11 protein-coding genes are annotated in these 17,426 nt (G+C 46.8%); 5 read left to right on the top strand and 6 right to left on the bottom strand.

The annotated features are described in order from the left end of the window. Positions 1-64: 64 nt before the first annotated feature. Positions 65-1,780, bottom strand: coding sequence for an O-antigen ligase family protein (locus G3M70_14115; GenBank protein QPJ62946.1), 1,716 nt, complete (start codon positions 1,778-1,780; stop codon positions 65-67). Positions 1,781-1,878: 98 nt separating this feature from the next. Between G3M70_14115 and G3M70_14120 the strand changes: the two genes are divergently transcribed. From G3M70_14120 to G3M70_14130, 3 genes are all read left to right on the top strand, one after another. After that, positions 1,879-4,374 carry a YfhO family protein gene (locus tag G3M70_14120; GenBank protein QPJ62947.1) on the top strand — a complete coding sequence of 832 codons (2,496 nt, stop codon included), beginning with the start codon at positions 1,879-1,881 and terminating at the stop codon, positions 4,372-4,374. A 254-nt stretch (positions 4,375-4,628) separates the two neighbouring features. Next, positions 4,629-9,170 (top strand): glutamate synthase large subunit, encoded by a 4,542-nt coding sequence (gene gltB, locus G3M70_14125; protein QPJ62948.1) that lies wholly within the window; start codon positions 4,629-4,631, stop codon positions 9,168-9,170. Beyond that, positions 9,170-10,648, top strand: coding sequence for a glutamate synthase subunit beta (locus tag G3M70_14130; protein ID QPJ62949.1), 1,479 nt, complete (start codon positions 9,170-9,172; stop codon positions 10,646-10,648). The genes gltB and G3M70_14130 overlap by 1 nt, the downstream gene beginning before the upstream one ends. A gap of 37 nt (positions 10,649-10,685) precedes the next feature. Here the strand turns inward: G3M70_14130 and lepB are convergent, their stop codons facing one another. From lepB to dnaK, 4 genes are all read right to left on the bottom strand, one after another. Next, positions 10,686-11,258, bottom strand: coding sequence for a signal peptidase I (lepB, locus tag G3M70_14135; GenBank protein QPJ62950.1), 573 nt, complete (start codon positions 11,256-11,258; stop codon positions 10,686-10,688). 315 nt (positions 11,259-11,573) lie between these two features. Then, positions 11,574-12,659: a molecular chaperone DnaJ gene (gene dnaJ, locus G3M70_14140; protein ID QPJ62951.1), complete on the bottom strand. Its 1,086-nt coding sequence runs from the start codon at positions 12,657-12,659 to the stop codon at positions 11,574-11,576. Positions 12,660-12,666: 7 nt separating this feature from the next. Next, complete coding sequence (locus tag G3M70_14145) at positions 12,667-13,281, bottom strand: nucleotide exchange factor GrpE (GenBank protein QPJ62952.1); 615 nt, start codon at positions 13,279-13,281, stop codon at positions 12,667-12,669. Positions 13,282-13,423: 142 nt separating this feature from the next. Next, entirely contained in the window at positions 13,424-15,352 is a 1,929-nt protein-coding gene (gene dnaK / locus G3M70_14150; protein ID QPJ62953.1) for a molecular chaperone DnaK, read from the bottom strand. Positions 15,353-15,609: 257 nt separating this feature from the next. Here dnaK and G3M70_14155 point away from each other — a divergent pair, with 257 nt between their 5' ends. Next, on the top strand, positions 15,610-15,993 hold the full coding sequence (locus G3M70_14155; protein QPJ62954.1) for a PilZ domain-containing protein: 384 nt from the start codon (positions 15,610-15,612) through the stop codon (positions 15,991-15,993). A gap of 208 nt (positions 15,994-16,201) precedes the next feature. On the opposite strand, the gene G3M70_14160 is transcribed toward G3M70_14155, so the two are convergent. Further along, positions 16,202-16,690: a cytochrome P460 family protein gene (locus G3M70_14160; protein ID QPJ62955.1), complete on the bottom strand. Its 489-nt coding sequence runs from the start codon at positions 16,688-16,690 to the stop codon at positions 16,202-16,204. A 106-nt stretch (positions 16,691-16,796) separates the two neighbouring features. On the opposite strand from G3M70_14160, the gene G3M70_14165 reads away from it, so the two are divergent. Further along, complete coding sequence (locus G3M70_14165; GenBank protein ID QPJ62956.1) at positions 16,797-17,369, top strand: MarR family transcriptional regulator; 573 nt, start codon at positions 16,797-16,799, stop codon at positions 17,367-17,369. Positions 17,370-17,426 lie beyond the last annotated feature (57 nt).

The raw sequence follows: 17,426 nt of genomic DNA on the forward strand, positions 1-17,426 counted from the left end.
TTTGCTCAGAGAAGAGTTATGTGGAAATATATCAAAGAATTAGACCATATTAGTCAAGGTTTTGTCAAAATCTTTCTATTGGTTTTTTATCGGAATGGCTTATTTTTTGGCCGTTGATTTTTTCCAATATCAGATGGTTTTTGGGATTAACTTTTAATGCTTTGAGATAGGCTCCCTTAGCTTCGGTTTCCAACCCCTGTTCAGTTAAAAGGTCCCCCCAGGCCAGGTAATAGTGTTCATCGCTATAGTTGAAATTTTTTGCCTTTAATAACTCTTCGGTAGAGTTTTTGATCCATTGAGGCTTTTCCGGGAATTTTCTGTACTGATTCAAATAGTATTTGGATAACTCAAGAAAGGGTTGCTGGCATCTGGGGCAGTATGATTTGGCTGATTCGAGAAGAGTAATCGTTTCTGGATTGGAATCTTCGTAGATGGCATTCTGATGAAGAATATTTTGATATTGGTATAAGTTGTTCGCCAGGTACCCTCCGAATACTGCAAGGATAAAGAAAAGCGGAGCGTGCAGTCCACGGATACCCCTTTTGAAATCTTTTTCGCTCTCTCCCGTTTTCATCATGGAGACGATGAAAATAAATATTGTGAGGAAAAAGGGGATGTGCCAGAAATATTCGATTAGGTAGTGGGTCTGCGTTCCAAACAAAATTAACCCCAGAATAATAAAATGAGTTTTATTTGCCGGATCTCCTCGAGTAAGTTTCTTCAGTAATTTAAATGCAACGGTAAACAGACAGGCCACGAGCAGGACGAGCCCAATAATTCCCGAGTCCACCGTTGTTTGAATGAACAGATTGTGGGCGTTGTGACTGAATTCGGTACGGTAAGGTTTATAAAGGACAATAAAGGAGTAGGGGCCGGAACCGGACCACGGTTTTTCCTGAATAAATTCAAGAGACTTTTTCCAGTATTTGAACCGGTGACCTAATGAAGCCCCCATGGTGTCCTTAATAAATCTTCCATTGTTAAATTCGTCAGGTGGTGCCAGCGAATATTGACCCAGCTTTAAGTATTTCATAGAGGAAGCAGGAACAATGTTGGATATTGCGACAGTAGCTAAAAATATGAGAGCAAGCTTGATTAAGCCAGCCCCTCGTTTTTTTTGAAAGTATAAAAATGAAATCCCCAGAATTCCCAACCCTGTAATCTGAGCCCCCCTGGAGTTTGAAAGGTACAACCCGAATAAAGAGAGGAACCCGAACAAAAGGGCCGTGTTTTTTAGAAGTGGTTTCTGTTCTCTATGGGCTAGAAAAGGCCAGATGGCAAGTGGCACCAGGAAAAAACTTCCGAGAATATTGAGATTGGAAAACAGGGTGGCGACCCCATTGTCTACAAGAGGATTCCAGAGTTCATTTTCATGCAGCAACAAGAAAGTCAGACACCCGTAAATCCCTCCAACAACTAGAAGAGTCCAGAGCGCTGTGGAGAACAGTTTTGGTTCTTTTGAATAAATGGAAAAACTGATGGCGAGTATCATGCCTGACAGGTATTTAACAGCCATGGACAAACTTTGCTCCCCATCAAGCCCATACCTGTAACCATAAACCAGCCACCCAAGAAAAATGAGGAGTGTGATGATTGGTCGGCCTAATGTGTTTTGTTTTACACCATTTTGAAAAAGGTAAATGATAGAAAAAAAGCCGAAAATAGCGGATGCCACAAAATAGGTTACTGCCAGAAATGAATCGTTGATGTTGTTCGATGCGCTGTGGCCACCCCAGAAAGCGAGAAACGTAAAAAGGAGAATAGTAACGCAACGGTGCATGAGGGCATCCACCCTTGAGAGGAGAGAGTCTTGGTGCAGATGAATGTTACAATCCGGATTGAAATTAAGGTCAAACTGCAAAAAGGATAGCACATTAAATGAAACGTGGATCGCCCGGGAATCAAAACAGAGGAGTCAACCGACAGGAGTTGGTGCTGGCTTTCTACGGTTTTATTTTGATCGCAGTTCTTTATTTCTATGGAATGGTGACAGACGATACAGTTTTCTCTGGTCATGATTTTGGTTTGTTTTTCATCCCGATGAGAAAGCTTTGGCTGGAACAGATAGTTTCGGGGCACTTTCCCTTTTGGAACCCCTACCTGCTTGGCGGAAACCCTTTGTTTGCCACTTTGCAAACCGCAGTACTCTATCCGTTTAGCTGGCTCTACTTTATTTTCCCCTTTTATTTTACGTTTAATATTTCGATCGTTCTGCATTATGCGCTGGCCGGTTTTTTTATGTACCTTTTGATGCGCAAGCAGAATATTGGGAAAGAGGGGGCGCTCGTTTCTGCCATAATTTTTATGTTGGGCGGGTATATGCTGGCAATCCATTATTATCTTTCAACCCTGTTCCCTGTTGCCTGGTCGCCCCTGTTCCTGCTCGTATTTTTGGGTGGGATATTTTGTAGAGACATAAGAGGATCCTTCGCGGCTGTCTTGATTGCGGCATTGATGTTTTTTGCCGGCGGCGTTGAAACCTGCTACCAATTGTTCGCCTGGTGCCTTGTGTTCGCTGCTTTTCCCGGGTTGATCTATTCGGGGAGGAATACCGGTGACTGGAAATTCAGGGCCAGATACACTGCGATCTTTTTTGTCCTGTTTGTCGGAGTTATTGCTGTTCAGGCTTTACCGACCTGGGAGCTCTCGCACCTGTCCGACAGGCATAATGGAATCCCCTGGGATGTGGCGACTTTATGGTCCATGCGCTTAAAAGATTTTGTGCAGTTCTTTTTTCTCGATCCCTATGGTTATCTGGAAAATATAAAGGAAGTCCGCTTCAATCAGGTCTGGCTGCATTCTTTATACCTTGGTTCGCTCCCTTTGATGTTGTTTGTTTATAGTAGTTTCCAGGAGGGAAGGCGTGGGTGGATTTTTATTTTGATCGTTTTGGTTTCTTTCGATATCGCCCTTGGAAAAAACGGTGTCTTGTTCCCTTTATTTTATGACTACCTGCCAGGCTTTAATCATTTTCGATACCCGGTCAAATTTATTTTTCCTGCGATTTTGGTGATAGCCATTGGGGCAGGGTTGGGTTGGGATCGCCTGAAAAACGGTTCTCATTCCTTAAAAGTGAACACACGGGTAAGTATGGTTTGCCTGTCGCTCACAATTGTTTCTGCCGCGATGTTTATCTGGTTAAAAGAATTTCCCGAATTCTGGGGAGATCTGTTTAAACGCCACATTCTTCAGGAACATTTTTTCAGCTATAGGCCTTCCCGAAATCTTGACGAAATGATTAATCAGGTAATTTCCCTATACAGGGAAAAGAAGGTTATTTTCACTACGATTTACAACGGGAAGCGGTTGCTGTTATTTCTTTTCTCCTACGCTATTTTGATTTACTTGTTTCTGCAATCACAGGGAAGAAGAAAATGGGCTTTGCATGCTTGTTTCAGCATCTTGTGTGTGGATTTGTTTTTCAGCGGGTTTGGATTTTACTTCAAGGTTCCGGTTGAAAAATTTGAAAAACAAGCTCCCGAAACCAGGATGATCCTTGCGGATAAATCCCTGTTCAGGATTTTTGTTACCAGAGATGCTGAATCTGTAGGTTCAAAGGATGGCAGAATAAAAAAGCTGAGTGGTTTGAGAGTGCCAAAAAAAACCATTCCACTCGATATTCGTTCCCGTAATGGTGTGTACCAGGTGGGAGGACCGGTTGTGATCTGGCGGGAGCGGTACCGTCAATTCTATAATCTGATCAACCATCAGTCCGTGGAAGGACGGATGAAAATGCTGAATGCCCTGAACGTGAAATATATTTTGACTTCAAATTTTGTGGGACCAAACTATCCCCTGTTTCTTATGAACCCTCCTCATTCCGACGAAGCACGTAAAGACCGTGGCGACAGGGGGCTTAAGAAAATCCCTACACTTAGTTACAAGAACGAGAATTATAAACCTCGTGCGTTTCTGGTTCCTGAGTGCAAGACTGTTATAAGCGATCAAGAAATGATGGCAAGCCTGTTCGCAAAAGATTTTAAGCCAACGCGAAAGGTTCTTCTTGAAGAAGACCCTGAGTTTTTTAAATGCGGTAATGATGAAAACAGGGCAAGAATGGTTGAGAAAGGTCGGGTAAAGATCACAGAAAAGACCTACGATTCGATTCAACTGGAAGTCAGGTCCCCGAAACGGCAGATTTTGTTCATGAGTGAAAGTTTTTATCCGGGTTGGGTCGCTAAAGTAAACGATCAGCCAGTAAAAATCTATCGAGCCAATATGGTGTTCCGGGCTATTGTTGTTCCACCGGGTAAATCGATTGTAGAAATGAGGTATCAACCACCGCTGTTTAATTTCGGGGTTGGAGTCAGTTTGGTCGCGTTATTGATATGCGGTGTTTTTCTTAAGAGGGGTAATTTCCAGCTCTGGTTTTAAGCCAAAAACCGGCTGTTCAATTCCAGAGGTTGGGCTCCTGTTGTTTCAGTCAGAAGGTTTTCTCGATTTTAAAGTAATTAATGTATTGAAAAGTTACTCAGAAATATGTATATTCTAGTCCCTTTTATGGCGGTTGATATGTAAGCCCTTGAATTCTTTATCCTTCTGATTTTGGCATCTCATTTGCTTTAAATTTTGCCCGGGTGTTTTATTTTAACCCCTATTTTTCAATTGTTTTGGAAGATTTATCCCAAATGGCTATACAAAAATTACCTGAAAAACAAGGGCTCTATGATCCCGCTTTTGAGAAAGACAACTGTGGTGTTGGTTTTGTTGCCCGAATGGACGGTGTAAAAACTTACGAAACTATTCGTGAAGCACTTGATCTGCTTTATCGTCTGGAGCACCGTGGCGCCTGTGGTTCGGATCCGCGCACGGGCGATGGTGCAGGAATTCTTATCCAGATTCCACACGAGTTTTTCAAAAAGGAATGCGAAAAGATCGGTATCGACCTGCCTGAAACGGGTCAATATGGGACTGGGTTGGTGTTTTTCCCAAAAAACGGCCTTGCTCCAGAACTGATGAAGATATTCGAACAGGTGATCCAGGAAGAAGGGCTCATTTGCCTTGGCTGGCGCGACGTTCCTGTTGACAGTACCCAATGCGGTGATGTTGCCAGGCAAGTCGAGCCTCTTATGAAGCAGTTGTTCGTTGGTGGCGCAGGTGTGGTTCATGATCAGGATGAACTGGAGCGCAAGCTTTATGTTGTTCGCAAGCGATCCGGGCAGGCCATACGCGCCTCTGGACTTGCCGAGCTTTACGAGTCTTATTACATCTGCAGCCTTTCGAGCAAGACTTTTGTTTACAAAGGTCAGCTGATGGCACCCCAGGTCGAACATTATTTCAAGGACATCCAGGACCCGGAAATGAAAACCGCCCTGGCGCTGGTGCATTCGCGATACAGCACCAATACCTTTCCTTCCTGGGGGCGTGCCCAACCCATGCGTATGGTTGCGCATAATGGTGAGATCAATACCATTCGTGGCAACAAAAACTGGATTCAGGCCAGGGAAGCCATGATGGAATCTGAACTGTTTCCTGATATTGACACCGTAAAGCCGGTGATTCCGCCCGGTGGAAGTGACACGGCAGACTTTGATCAGGCGCTGGAGTTTTTAGTAATGGCTGGCCGGTCCTTGCCGCATGCGGCACAGATGATGATTCCCGAACCCTGGGCTGGCCACGAGACTATGGCACAAGACAAGCGGGACTTTTTTGAGTACCACGCTTCTTTAATGGAACCGTGGGATGGACCTGCTTCTATTACCTTCACGGATGGCGAAGTGGTCGGTGCTGTATTGGATCGCAATGGCTTGCGTCCTTCGCGCTACATCGTAACCAAAGACGGCAAGGTGGTCATGGCGTCAGAAGTTGGCGTTTTACCGATTCCTGAATCAGAGATCATTAAGAAAGGGCGATTACAACCTGGAAAGATGTTCTTCGTCGATCTCAAGCAGGGCCGAATCCTGGCGGATGAAGAGATTAAAACGGACCTGGCCAGCCAAAAACCTTATGGCGAATGGTTGAAAGAAAACCAGGTGTCCATTGATGATCTACCGGTCACGCCGAATACCAAATCTGCCAATTTTGAGGATCTGGTTAAACGTCAAATTGCTTTCGGATTCACCATGGAGGACATCAAAATCGTCCTGGCCCCCATGGCGGAAACAGGTATGGAAGCGACGGGATCCATGGGCAACGATGCCGCACTTGCGGTTCGTTCGGAAAAACCTGTTCTCCTGTTCAATTATTTTAAGCAGTTATTCGCGCAAGTCACCAATCCCGCAATTGACTCAATAAGGGAAGAGCTGGTGATGTCGATGTATGTCACACTGGGACGCGAGTACAATCTGCTTTCCGAGACACCTGAACAATGCCGGAAGCTGAAGCTCAATCACCCGATTCTTACGCCGGAAGAAATTGAAAAGATCCGCGTTCTCGATCAGAAAGATATCAAGACAGTCACTCTTTCCACCCTGTTCCCTGCAAGCGAAGGGGAGGAGGGCATGGAGCGGGCGCTGGAAAACTTATGTGCCCAGGCGTCGGAAGCGATTGCAAACGGTGCAACAATTTTATTGCTCTCAGACCGCGGCGTAGATGAAGACAACGCCCCATTACCAAGCCTGCTGGCCACCGCCGCAGTGCATCATCATCTGCTTCGGGAGGGCACCCGCATGTTGTGCGGTATTGCTGTCGAAACAGGTGAAGCGCGTGAAATGCACCATTTTGCCCTTTTAATTGGATATGGTGCTGGAGCGATCTACCCCTACATGGCGTATGACACCATTGCCAAAATCGCAAGCGAGAATGTGTTCATCAAGGACATTGCCATTGAAGCGGCTATTAAAAACTTCATCACCTCTTGCCGCAAGGGGCTCTATAAAATCATCGCGAAAATGGGGATCTCGACTATCCAGAGTTATAGAGGTGCTCAGATATTTGAAGCGGTTGGACTCAATCACTCAGTGATCAACCAGTACTTCTCCGGAACCCCTTCGCGAATTGAAGGTGTCGGTATTGAAATTCTGGCGCGCGAAGTGCTGGCCCGGCATCGGGCGGCATTCGAGGGACTGCGTGTACTTTCTCCCCTCATTGATGCCGGTGGTGATTATTACTGGCGGCGCGGTGAGCAGAAGCACATGTTTAATCCGAAGGTTATTGGACTTCTTCAACACGCTACCCGATCCAATGACTACGTCACCTTTAAAAAGTTCTCCAAAATTTCAGATGAAGAAAACACCCGTGCCTGTACCTTGCGGGGTTTATTCACTTTTAAAGATAGTACCCCTGTACCCATTGAGGAAGTAGAACCGGTAGAAGAGATCACCAGGCGATTTTGTACTGGAGCCATGTCAATCGGATCCATATCTCGTGAGGCGCATGAGACGCTGGCTATTGCCATGAACCGGCTGGGTGGAAAAAGCAATACAGGTGAAGGCGGCGAGGACAGCGTTCGTTACACGCCAGATCCCAATGGGGATTCCAGACGCAGTGCGATCAAGCAGGTTGCCTCCGGTCGTTTCGGGGTAAACAGCTATTACCTGACCAATGCCGATGAATTGCAGATCAAGGTTTCGCAAGGTGCTAAACCGGGAGAGGGAGGTCAGTTACCTGGGCATAAGGTCAGCGAATACATAGCCCGAATCCGACACTCGACTCCGGGAGTCGGGTTGATCAGTCCTCCGCCTCATCATGATATTTATTCGATCGAAGATTTGCAGCAACTCATTTTCGATTTACACAATTCGAACCCCAAAGCGGAAGTCAGTGTGAAGCTGGTGGCCGAAAGTGGCGTGGGTACAATTGCCGCTGGTGTTTCCAAAGCGCGTAGTGACGGTGTTCTCATTGCAGGACACGATGGCGGTACCGGAGCGTCTCCCCAGACTTCCATCAAGCATGCAGGGCTTCCTTGGGAACTGGGTTTGTCTGAAACACAACAGGTTCTGGTGATGAATGATCTACGTGGACGCATTCGCGTACAGGTTGATGGTCAATTGAAAACAGGTAGGGATGTGGTCATCGGCGCGTTGCTGGGGGCAGACAGTTTTGGGTTTTCTACTGCACCTCTCGTCACTATGGGCTGCATTATGATGCGTAAGTGTCATCTCAATACATGTTCAGTGGGAATCGCAACCCAGGATGAAAAGCTGCGCAAGAAATTTTCCGGCGATGCCGATTACGTGGTTAATTTTTTCCGGTTCATTGCTGAAGAAGTCCGGGAAATAATGGCGCAACTGGGTTTTAGAAAATTTGATGACATCATCGGGCGTTCAGATCTCCTGAAAATGGATGCAGCAATCGGTCATTGGAAATCCCAGGGGCTTGATTTCAGCAAGATTTTGTTCAAGCCGGAGACGCAGCCAAATGTTGCGATTCGACACGTTCAGAAGCAGGACCTGGATGCGGATATTGGACCCAATGTAATGGACCGAACGCTGATCGCTGATGCACAGGAAGCGTTGGTAGATAAAACACCTTATGCCGGAAACTATCTCATACGCAATATTGACCGCGCTGTAGGTGCGATGTTGAGTAATGCGGTATCTCAAAGGTATGGTGAAGAAGGTCTTCCAGAAAAAACCATCCAGATGATTTTTGGTGGTTCGGCAGGACAAAGCTTTGGAGGGTTTCTCGCTCCAGGCATTTCGTTTTATTTATACGGCGACGCCAACGATTATGTCGGTAAAGGGTTATCCGGAGGACACATCGTGGTCCGCCCGGCGCTCAATTCCCCTATCGTTCCGGAGGAAAATATCATTGCCGGCAACGTAGTCCTTTACGGGGCCATTTCCGGAAAGGCTTTCTTCCGCGGGGTGGCGGGTGAACGTTTCTGTGTCCGTAACAGCGGGGCACAAACAGTGGTCGAAGGTGTAGGGGACCATGCCTGTGAATACATGACCGGTGGGCACGTCGTGGTGCTCGGGCCAACGGGACGCAATTTTGCTGCTGGCATGAGTGGTGGTATCGCCTATGTGCTGGACGAAAACGACGAGTTTGAAATTCATTGCAACAAAGGCCTGGTTGATCTGGTCCCACTGGAAGAGGATGATGTCGCATTGGTGACAGGGCTCGTAAAAGAGCACGTAGACCTGACCGGCAGTACGGTGGGTGAGCGTGTTCTTAAAGACTGGGATCAACTGCAATCGAAATTCATCAAGGTGTACCCGCGGGATTTTCGGCGGGTGCTTGAGGAAAGAAAAAAACGTGAACAGGAACAAACGGCAGGAGTGAATTAATGGGCGCAATACGCGGGTTTATGGAGTTCGAGCGGGAAGTGCCTAAAGGGCGTTCCATTGAAGAACGGTTGAAGGACCAGAAGGAAGTCTATCAACCGTTTCCTATAGAGAAGTACCAGGAGCAGGGGGGACGCTGCATGGATTGTGGTGTGCCTTTTTGCCAGAGCGACACAGGGTGTCCGCTTGGCAATGCGATTCCGGACTGGAACGATATGGTCTATCGCAATCGCTGGGAAGAAGCGGTGGCGCTACTCCTGAAGACCAATAACTTTCCCGAGTTCACCGGCCGGGTGTGCCCCGCTCCCTGCGAAGGGGCCTGTGTCCTTGGTATTACAGAGCCTGCAGTAACCATTCGCAACATTGAAGAGATCATTGCAGAAAAGGGTTTCGAGAACGGATGGATGGGGCCCAATCCTCCCAAGCGTCGTACAGGTAAACGAGTCGCCATTGTTGGAAGTGGTCCTGCCGGGCTTGCAGCGGCAGATCAACTCAATCACGCTGGACACGAAGTCACCGTATTCGAAAAATCCGATCGCATCGGCGGCCTGCTCATGTATGGAATCCCACATTTCAAGCTGGAAAAATCTGTGGTGCACCGGCGGATCAAGGTGATGGAAGAGGAAGGGGTATTATTCAAACCCAACTCACACATCGGGGTCGATATTCCCGCAAAAAAACTGGTAGACGATTTTGATTCGGTCATCCTGTGTTGTGGTGCTCAACGTCCACGTGACCTGCCCGTGGAAGGCCGCGATCTGGACGGCATCCATTTTGCCATGGAGTTTCTGCCACAACAGAACAAACGCAACGAAGGCGATACTGTACCCGAAGATATCTCTATCACTGTTGAAGGAAAAAATGTTCTTATTATCGGGGGTGGTGACACGGGCTCCGACTGTCTGGGAACTTCCTTACGTCAGGGAGCAAAGAGTGTTCACCAGTTTGAACTGCTGGGCGAACCCCCGCCTGAACGTTCACCAGACAATCCCTGGCCGCAGTGGCCCAACATCAAGCGGGTCAGTTCCTCACACGAAGAAGCGGGTGGAAAAATCACACAGTACAATGTGATGACGAAGAAGTTTGTCGGGGATGAAAATGGACGGGTTAAGCAGGTGGTGGCGTGTAAATGCCGATTTGGCGATCTCGATCCCAAAACGGGGCGGCGCGGGCTTGAAGAAGTTCCTGGCTCGGAGTTTACGATGGATGTGGAAGCCGTGTTTCTTGCCATGGGATTCCTGGGGCCGATCCACAAAGGCCTGGTTGAAGAGCTCGGACTTGAATGCGATCAGAGGTCCAATGTTAAAGCGGATCAGAACAAGGCGACCAGTGTGCCCGGAGTGTTTGTTGCGGGAGACATGACGCGTGGTCAGTCATTGATCGTGTGGGCGATTGCGGAGGGACGCGAAGCTGCACGTGCTGTGGACGAACACCTCATGGGCTACACCTTCCTGCCCCACAGCGAAAAACTTCACGTTTAACTTTCTACCTTTCTTTGCTATGGCCCAGGATGAATGGTCATTGTTTGATGAACGTCATTTCGGGAAATGCTTTCCATATCCTTTCAGTTCGTTTGTTTCCATTCCCATCGGTTGAGCCGACAATTCTGTCAGCTTTGGCAAATACCTTTTCGCGGCGCACAAATCCAAAATGGCGGCTGTCTTCACTCTCCAGCCGATTATCTCCGAGAACAAAATAGCTGGCCTGAGGTATAGTCACCGGACCAAAAGGATCCCTCTTATCTTCAGTCGCTTTCCTTTTTATCTTTTCCTGTCCACGTGCATAGGGTTCTTCTAAAAGTGAACCGTTTATGTAGACCCGGTGGTTTTTAATTTCTATGGTTTCCCCTGGTAAACCAATCAGGCGTTTCACATACACTTGTGATTCGTCTTTTGGATAATCAAAGAGGATGAGGTCTCCGCGACTGGGTTCTTCAAAACGATAGACCCATTTATTGGCTGCAATCACATCTCCAATGAGGAGTGCGGGTTGCATGGAGCCTGCTGGAATTTTGTAAAACTGATAACCAAAATTCCGGAAAAGCAAAAGGGCAGTGAATACGAGAAGGAGGGAGGCGAAAAACTTTTTCATTTGTTCCGGGGAGAAAAAACCTTGTAAAAGGCGATCTTACCGGAGTTTGTTTGGAAATCCAATGAAAATTTTAGGTTTCCTAAAGTAATAGAAATTGAAATGAACTAGCTCTCTACCCAGTTAAATTATGTCACCCTGAATTGAAGAGCGGTATGGAGGTTTACCTTGTTGGAGTGTAGGCGTTCTGGCTAAAAAGCGCTGCCGGTTTTTCCTTCGACTGGACTCAGGACAGGCTCCTGGCTCAGGGTGACAGTGAAAAGGCCAAATTCCTTTTTTAGGTGCATGGCCTCTTTGACTTTGTTGATTATAAATGAACTACAGCCCCACCAGTTTCTGGAAAAATCCTTTGACCGTTTCCTTGACAGGTTTGCCGTCAATCTCGGCGAGTTCGTGGAGCAGTTCTTTCTGCCGCTTGTTGAGTTTCTTGGGTGTTTCCACAACAAACTGGATGATCTGGTTTCCCCTACCATGACCACGTAAATTTGGAATGCCTCCACCGCGTATGGTGTGGCGATCCCCGGTCTGGGTCCCGGAGGGAACGGAAATGACTCTGGTTTCTCCATCCAGTTGCGGAACTTCTATTTCCGTACCAAGGGCGGCTTGAGAAAAGGAGATGAGGAGTCGACTGTAGATATCGTTTTCTTCGCGATGGAAAAAATCATGTTGTTTTACATGAACGATGACATAGAGGTCGCCGGGAGGAAGTCCTGCCTGTGCTCCCCCTTCACCGCGTAGCCGCAGGCGCGAGCCGTCATCGACACCGCCAGGTATATTGACCTGGATGTTTTTTGTTTCGAGTTGCAGTCCTTCACCACGGCAGTCCGGACAGGGATACCGTAAAATCTGGCCCTGGCCTTCACATTGCGGGCAGGGGGTCGCCAGGTTGAAAAACCCCTGGGTGCGGACAACCTGACCTGTCCCTCCACACATGGAACAGCGCTCGGGTGTGGTGCCAGGTTTGGAACAAGACCCTTTGCAGGTTTTACAGGTGACTGGTTTTTTAACTTCGACTTCCTTTTCAACACCGAATGCAGCCTCTTCAAAGGTTACCTGGACATCGGCGCGTAAATCAGCTCCGGTGCGGGCGCGTCCACCACCTCCACCAAAAAAGTCTCCGAAGATATCCCCAAAGGAAGAGAAGATATCTTCCATTCCACTAAAGGAGGGTCCGCGGCCTTTGAGACCTTCGTGCCCGTACTGATCGTATATTTGTCGTTTCTGGGAGTCCTGGAGAACCTCGTAAGCTTCCGCAGCTTCCTTAAAGTTCTCCTCTGCTTCCTTATCTCCGGGGTTTTTATCCGGATGGAATTGCATGGCCAACTTGCGGTAGGCCTTTTTCAATTCATCATCGGATGCGGTTCGGGATACGCCTAAAACTTCGTAATAATCGCGCTGGGACATGAACGCCTCAGTTGGAGGATTTGAGTTTTGCCACTTTCACTTTCGCTGGCTTGATGAGTTTGTCTTTGTAAAAATACCCTGGCTCAAGCGCCGCGAGTACCATACCATCTTGTGCAGGATCGTCAACTTCTTCGGTCATGAAAGCTTCATGTTGAGAGGGATCGAACGGAACATTGGCCGGAGTCAGTGTTTTTACACCTTCGGTTTCGAATTCGTTCTTCATTTGTTTGAAGATCATCCCGACACCCTGTTTGAAGCTTTCAAGGTCACCTGTTGAATCGGCAGATTCCAGGGCGCGATTGAAATTGTCGAGAATGGGGACAAGCTTTTTAAAGAAGAGGGCACGCGCCTGATCCAGGCGGGTGTCGTTTTCCCGCTGCAACCGCTGACGAAACTCATCGGTCTCGGCAGTTTTCTGTTTGTAAGCCTGAATATATTCTTTGAGTTGGCGATCCTTTTCCTCTGCCTCTTTTTTTAACTGTTCAACATAAGATGGGAGGCGTTCCTCTGGCTCAGGTAGATTCTCTAAAACCTCGTCATCTTCATGCACCCAGTGGCGGCGATCATTTACTGTGAATTGTGATTCTTCATTATTGGCAGGTTTGGTATCTTTGTCAGTCATAAGTCCATAAAAGGAAAAACCCGGGCACCGGGAGGAGGGAGGACCTCCCGGCGCTTCGGGATGTTGGTGCACAGTTGGGGAGGGAGAAGGCAACTCCCACCCGTGGTCGACCTTGAGGTCGAATTACATCACAGAGTGAATCTTACTTCTTATTACTGATGTCCTCGAACTCTGCATCGACAACATCGTCCTGTTCGCCCTTGGCATCATCGGTGCTGCCTTCCGGGCCGCCGTTTTCACCAGGAGGCGTTTCTCCACCTTCCGGATTTTCCGCCTGCTGGCTGTACATCTTTTGTGCCAGTTCATGAGAAATTGCGGTGAGCGCTTCAATCTGGGCTTTGATCGCATCCGCATCCTCACTTTGGACGTGCTTACGGGCTTCTTCAAGAGCCTCTTCGGCTTTCTTGAATTCTTCTTCGCTGATTTTTTCCTTGTTCTCCTTCACCGTCTTGTCGGTGTTGTAGATCAGGGAATCAAGCTGGTTGCGGGCATCAATCGCCTCGCGACGTTTCTTATCTTCCTCTGCATTGGCTTCAGCGTCTTTCACCATTTGTTCGATATCATTGTCGCTAAGACCCGTGTTATCGGTGATGGTGATTTTCTGCTCTTTGCCCGTTCCCTTGTCTTTTGCGGAAACGTGCAGGATGCCGTTTGCATCGATATCGAACGTGACTTCTACCTGAGGTACTCCGCGAGGTGCTGGCGGAATGCCGTCGAGGTGGAACTTACCAATTGACCGGTTGTCCTTGGCCATTTCACGTTCGCCCTGCAGAACGTTGATTTCCACGCTTGGCTGGTTGTCGGCCGCTGTGGAAAAAGTTTCCGCCTTGCGGGTCGGGATCGTGGTGTTGCGTTCGATCAGCCGGGTGGTGACCCCACCTAAGGTTTCAATACCAAGAGACAACGGAGTGACATCCAGCAAAAGGATATCTTTGACATCACCTGCCAGGACACCGGCCTGTACTGCTGCACCGAGTGCAACCACTTCATCCGGATGCACACCACGGTGAGGCTCTTTACCGAACAGGTCTTTCACCAGTTCCTGGGCTTTCGGTACACGAGTTGATCCACCAACGAGGATGGCTTCATTGATGCCATTAGCATCGAGACCGGCATCTTTCAGGGCCATTTCACAAGGCTTTCTACTTTTCTGAATCAGGTCATCAATCATGGACTCAAATTTGGAACGGCTAAGCTTGATCTGCATGTGCTTGGGGCCGGTTGCGTCTGCCGTAATGAAGGGCAGATTGATCTCAGTTTCCGTGGTAGAAGAAAGTTCGATCTTGGCTTTTTCAGCCGCTTCCTTAAGGCGCTGCAGGACCATTTTGTCTTTACTGAGGTCGATACCACTGTCTTTTTTGAATTCAGTGATAAGCCATTCAATAACCCGGTCATCCAGGTCGTCACCACCCAGATGAGTGTCGCCATTGGTGGCTTTAACTTCGACAACATTGTCGCCTACTTCGAGAATGGAAATATCAAAGGTACCACCACCGAAATCGTAAACAGCAATGGTGTGATCCTTTTTCTTATCGAGGCCATAAGCCAAGGCAGAAGCGGTCGGCTCGTTGATGATCCGTTTGACGTCGAGTCCGGCAATTTTGCCTGCATCTTTGGTTGCCTGGCGCTGGGCATCGTTGAAATAAGCGGGGACTGTGATGACTGCCTCGGAAACTGTTTCACCGAGATAGGCCTCAGCTGATTTTTTCAGCTTTTGTAGAACCATTGCCGAAATTTCAGGCGGGCTGTACTGTTTGCCTTGGATTTCTACTTTCGGGTCGTTTTTCGAACCTTTAACCAGTTTGTAAGGTACGCGTTCTGTTTCACCCTGAATTTCATCCCAGGAACGTCCCATAAATCTTTTAATGGAAAAGATCGTATTTTCCGGATTGGCAATCGCCTGACGTTTCGCGACCTGCCCGACTAGAATTTCACCATCTTTGGTGAACCCGACTACAGAGGGAGTTGTATTGCTGCCTTCTTCATTCACGATGACCTTAGGCTCGTTTCCCTCCATGACGGCCACCACTGAGTTGGTGGTTCCCAGGTCAATTCCGATAATCTTTCCCATGTTGAAAATCCTTTCTTGTGATCAAAAAACAACGGCCAATTTATTAATAATTTCGATCCGAAATATTTGCCTATTTGAGTTGAAGTGCTTACACTAAAATCAGTTACAGAGTTAAATAAGATTCCTGTGAACAGGTGTCAAGGTAAGGAATTGGTTCAAAATGAAAAAAATCGGGTTATCCTGATTCGGGTTTTGATTTTATAACTAATTGAAAATATTGGGCTAAATTTCTTTTATGGATTTCCAGGGAGTACTTTATGAGCTACGAAAAATCGGAGTCGAGGCAATTCAGCCGGGTTTCTTTTCGCATGGCAGCGGAACTTAAGGTTGGTGATCATGAGTTCAATAATGTGGGTATTAAGGATATCAGCATGAGTGGGATTTTCCTGGAAAGCAATTTTGAAATTGAAAAAGGTGGAAATTGTGAGATTAACTTGAAGTTGGAAGGTGTAGAGCCTCCAATCAAAATTGTTTTGCAGGGGGTTATCCAGCGGGTAGAGCCAGATGGAGTGGGTGTTAAATTTAACCAGATTCCACTTGAAAGTTATGAACACCTCAACCACATTGTTCAGTTCAACTCAAATAACCCCAGTCAATCAGAGGATGAGATCAAAAAGCATGTTGGATTGAATCCCAGATAGCACATTACTGCAAATGGTTTTCTTTACCTTCATATAGCGCAAAAATTTATTTTAAAAGAGGGCCTGATGAATTACACCAGACCCTCGGGTAGTTTATAGATCCGGGTTTTTTCTGTGAAAAGGGATTGCAATGCTTACTAATTATTAGAAGTGTTCTCATTTAAAGATTTCATCGAATTCGCCCTTATTTAAATAGTTGCAGATAATATTATTTCCTTGGTGCGGAAAAAATATAATCCTGTTTTTCCTGAGATTCATGACATGAAAAACAGCCAATTCCATTGTCTTTTACAAGGCGTTCGGTCTGGCTGTTTCCTGCAAATCCTTCGAATCCCCAGCCCCCTGTTTTTTTAAAAACCGTTTTGTCTTTCTGCATGACACCTACCAGTTTTCTCTCACCTTCCTGAATTGTCTTTCCTTCCTTTTTGTCCTGAACCAAATCGAAGACCAGAATAGAGCCATCCGGGAAAATACCTTCCTTAAATCCTTTAATAGCTATGGGATTGGCGTAAACGTGGTGCAATCCCTGAAAAGGGTTTTCAAGGGGGTGCCCTGGTTCGATAACCATAGATTTAATGTGGCTCCACTGTTTATAACCGGTTGGAAAACTTACTTTCTGTTCGCTGGCTTGTGAATTTTGCGTCAGTGCAAGAAAAACCAACAAGACTCCTGTTATGACCCACTTGGATGATTTCATTTTATCTCCTTTAAAAAAAAATAAACCTAATAGTTTTTAGTCGAAACTAAAATATCAGTCGCAGAATTAATTGTCAAATTATTTTCGATTCGATACAATATGTTGCATGGACGCTGAGCTTTTCTACGACTATATTGAGCGGATTTCTTCCTTTTTTCGTTCCGAAATAAGGCTGGCGGGAATTGATTACGACCTTCACCCCATACAATTAAACGCTCTGTTTTATTTACACAGGTGCAACCGTTATTCCGATACTCATCAAGGCGTTTCTGATTATTTCGGTTTGACCAAGGGCACGGTTTCCCAAACTCTAAAATCATTGGAAAGTAAGGGGCTCATTCAAAAGAAGAAGGACATGGCGGATGGCAGGGTTTTCCATTTAAAGGTGACGAGTGAGGGGATAAAAGTCATTGAAAAATTTTTGCCGACGCAAACAGGGGAGAAGGCACTAAAAAAATTGCCCGAGAGAACTCAAAAACAACTATTAGAAAACCTGCGTTTACTTTTGCAGGCAATGCAAAAGTCCAATGCTATGCGTCCTTTTGGGATTTGTCGAAACTGTCGATTTAACCAGAAGAAAGGGGCGGGCCGGTATTTTTGCGGTTTAACAGAAGAAGCTCTCAGTCGGACTGATATAGAGCTTCTTTGCAGGGAATATGAAAACGTCGAGAATTCCTGAAAGTTTGAGACATGATTTCAGGTTAAATTATCGTTATAAAAATTTTACAAATATATT

Origin of the sequence: Candidatus Nitronauta litoralis (genome assembly GCA_015698285.1) — a bacterium.
Classification (GTDB): domain Bacteria; phylum Nitrospinota; class Nitrospinia; order Nitrospinales; family Nitrospinaceae; genus Nitronauta; species Nitronauta litoralis.

Excerpts from the sequence above, each read along its gene's own strand:
- G3M70_14165 (QPJ62956.1), top strand. The coding sequence starts at position 16,797 with ATGGACGCTGAGCTTTTCTACGACTATATTGAGCGGATTTCTTCCTTT.
- G3M70_14145 (QPJ62952.1), bottom strand. The coding sequence starts at position 13,281 with ATGACTGACAAAGATACCAAACCTGCCAATAATGAAGAATCACAATTC.
- dnaK (QPJ62953.1), bottom strand. The coding sequence starts at position 15,352 with ATGGGAAAGATTATCGGAATTGACCTGGGAACCACCAACTCAGTGGTG.
- G3M70_14155 (QPJ62954.1), top strand. The coding sequence starts at position 15,610 with ATGAGCTACGAAAAATCGGAGTCGAGGCAATTCAGCCGGGTTTCTTTT.
- dnaJ (QPJ62951.1), bottom strand. The coding sequence starts at position 12,659 with ATGTCCCAGCGCGATTATTACGAAGTTTTAGGCGTATCCCGAACCGCA.
- G3M70_14115 (QPJ62946.1), bottom strand. The coding sequence starts at position 1,780 with ATGCACCGTTGCGTTACTATTCTCCTTTTTACGTTTCTCGCTTTCTGG.
- lepB (QPJ62950.1), bottom strand. The coding sequence starts at position 11,258 with ATGAAAAAGTTTTTCGCCTCCCTCCTTCTCGTATTCACTGCCCTTTTG.
- G3M70_14130 (QPJ62949.1), top strand. The coding sequence starts at position 9,170 with ATGGGCGCAATACGCGGGTTTATGGAGTTCGAGCGGGAAGTGCCTAAA.
- G3M70_14160 (QPJ62955.1), bottom strand. The coding sequence starts at position 16,690 with ATGAAATCATCCAAGTGGGTCATAACAGGAGTCTTGTTGGTTTTTCTT.
- G3M70_14120 (QPJ62947.1), top strand. The coding sequence starts at position 1,879 with ATGAAACGTGGATCGCCCGGGAATCAAAACAGAGGAGTCAACCGACAG.
- gltB (QPJ62948.1), top strand. The coding sequence starts at position 4,629 with ATGGCTATACAAAAATTACCTGAAAAACAAGGGCTCTATGATCCCGCT.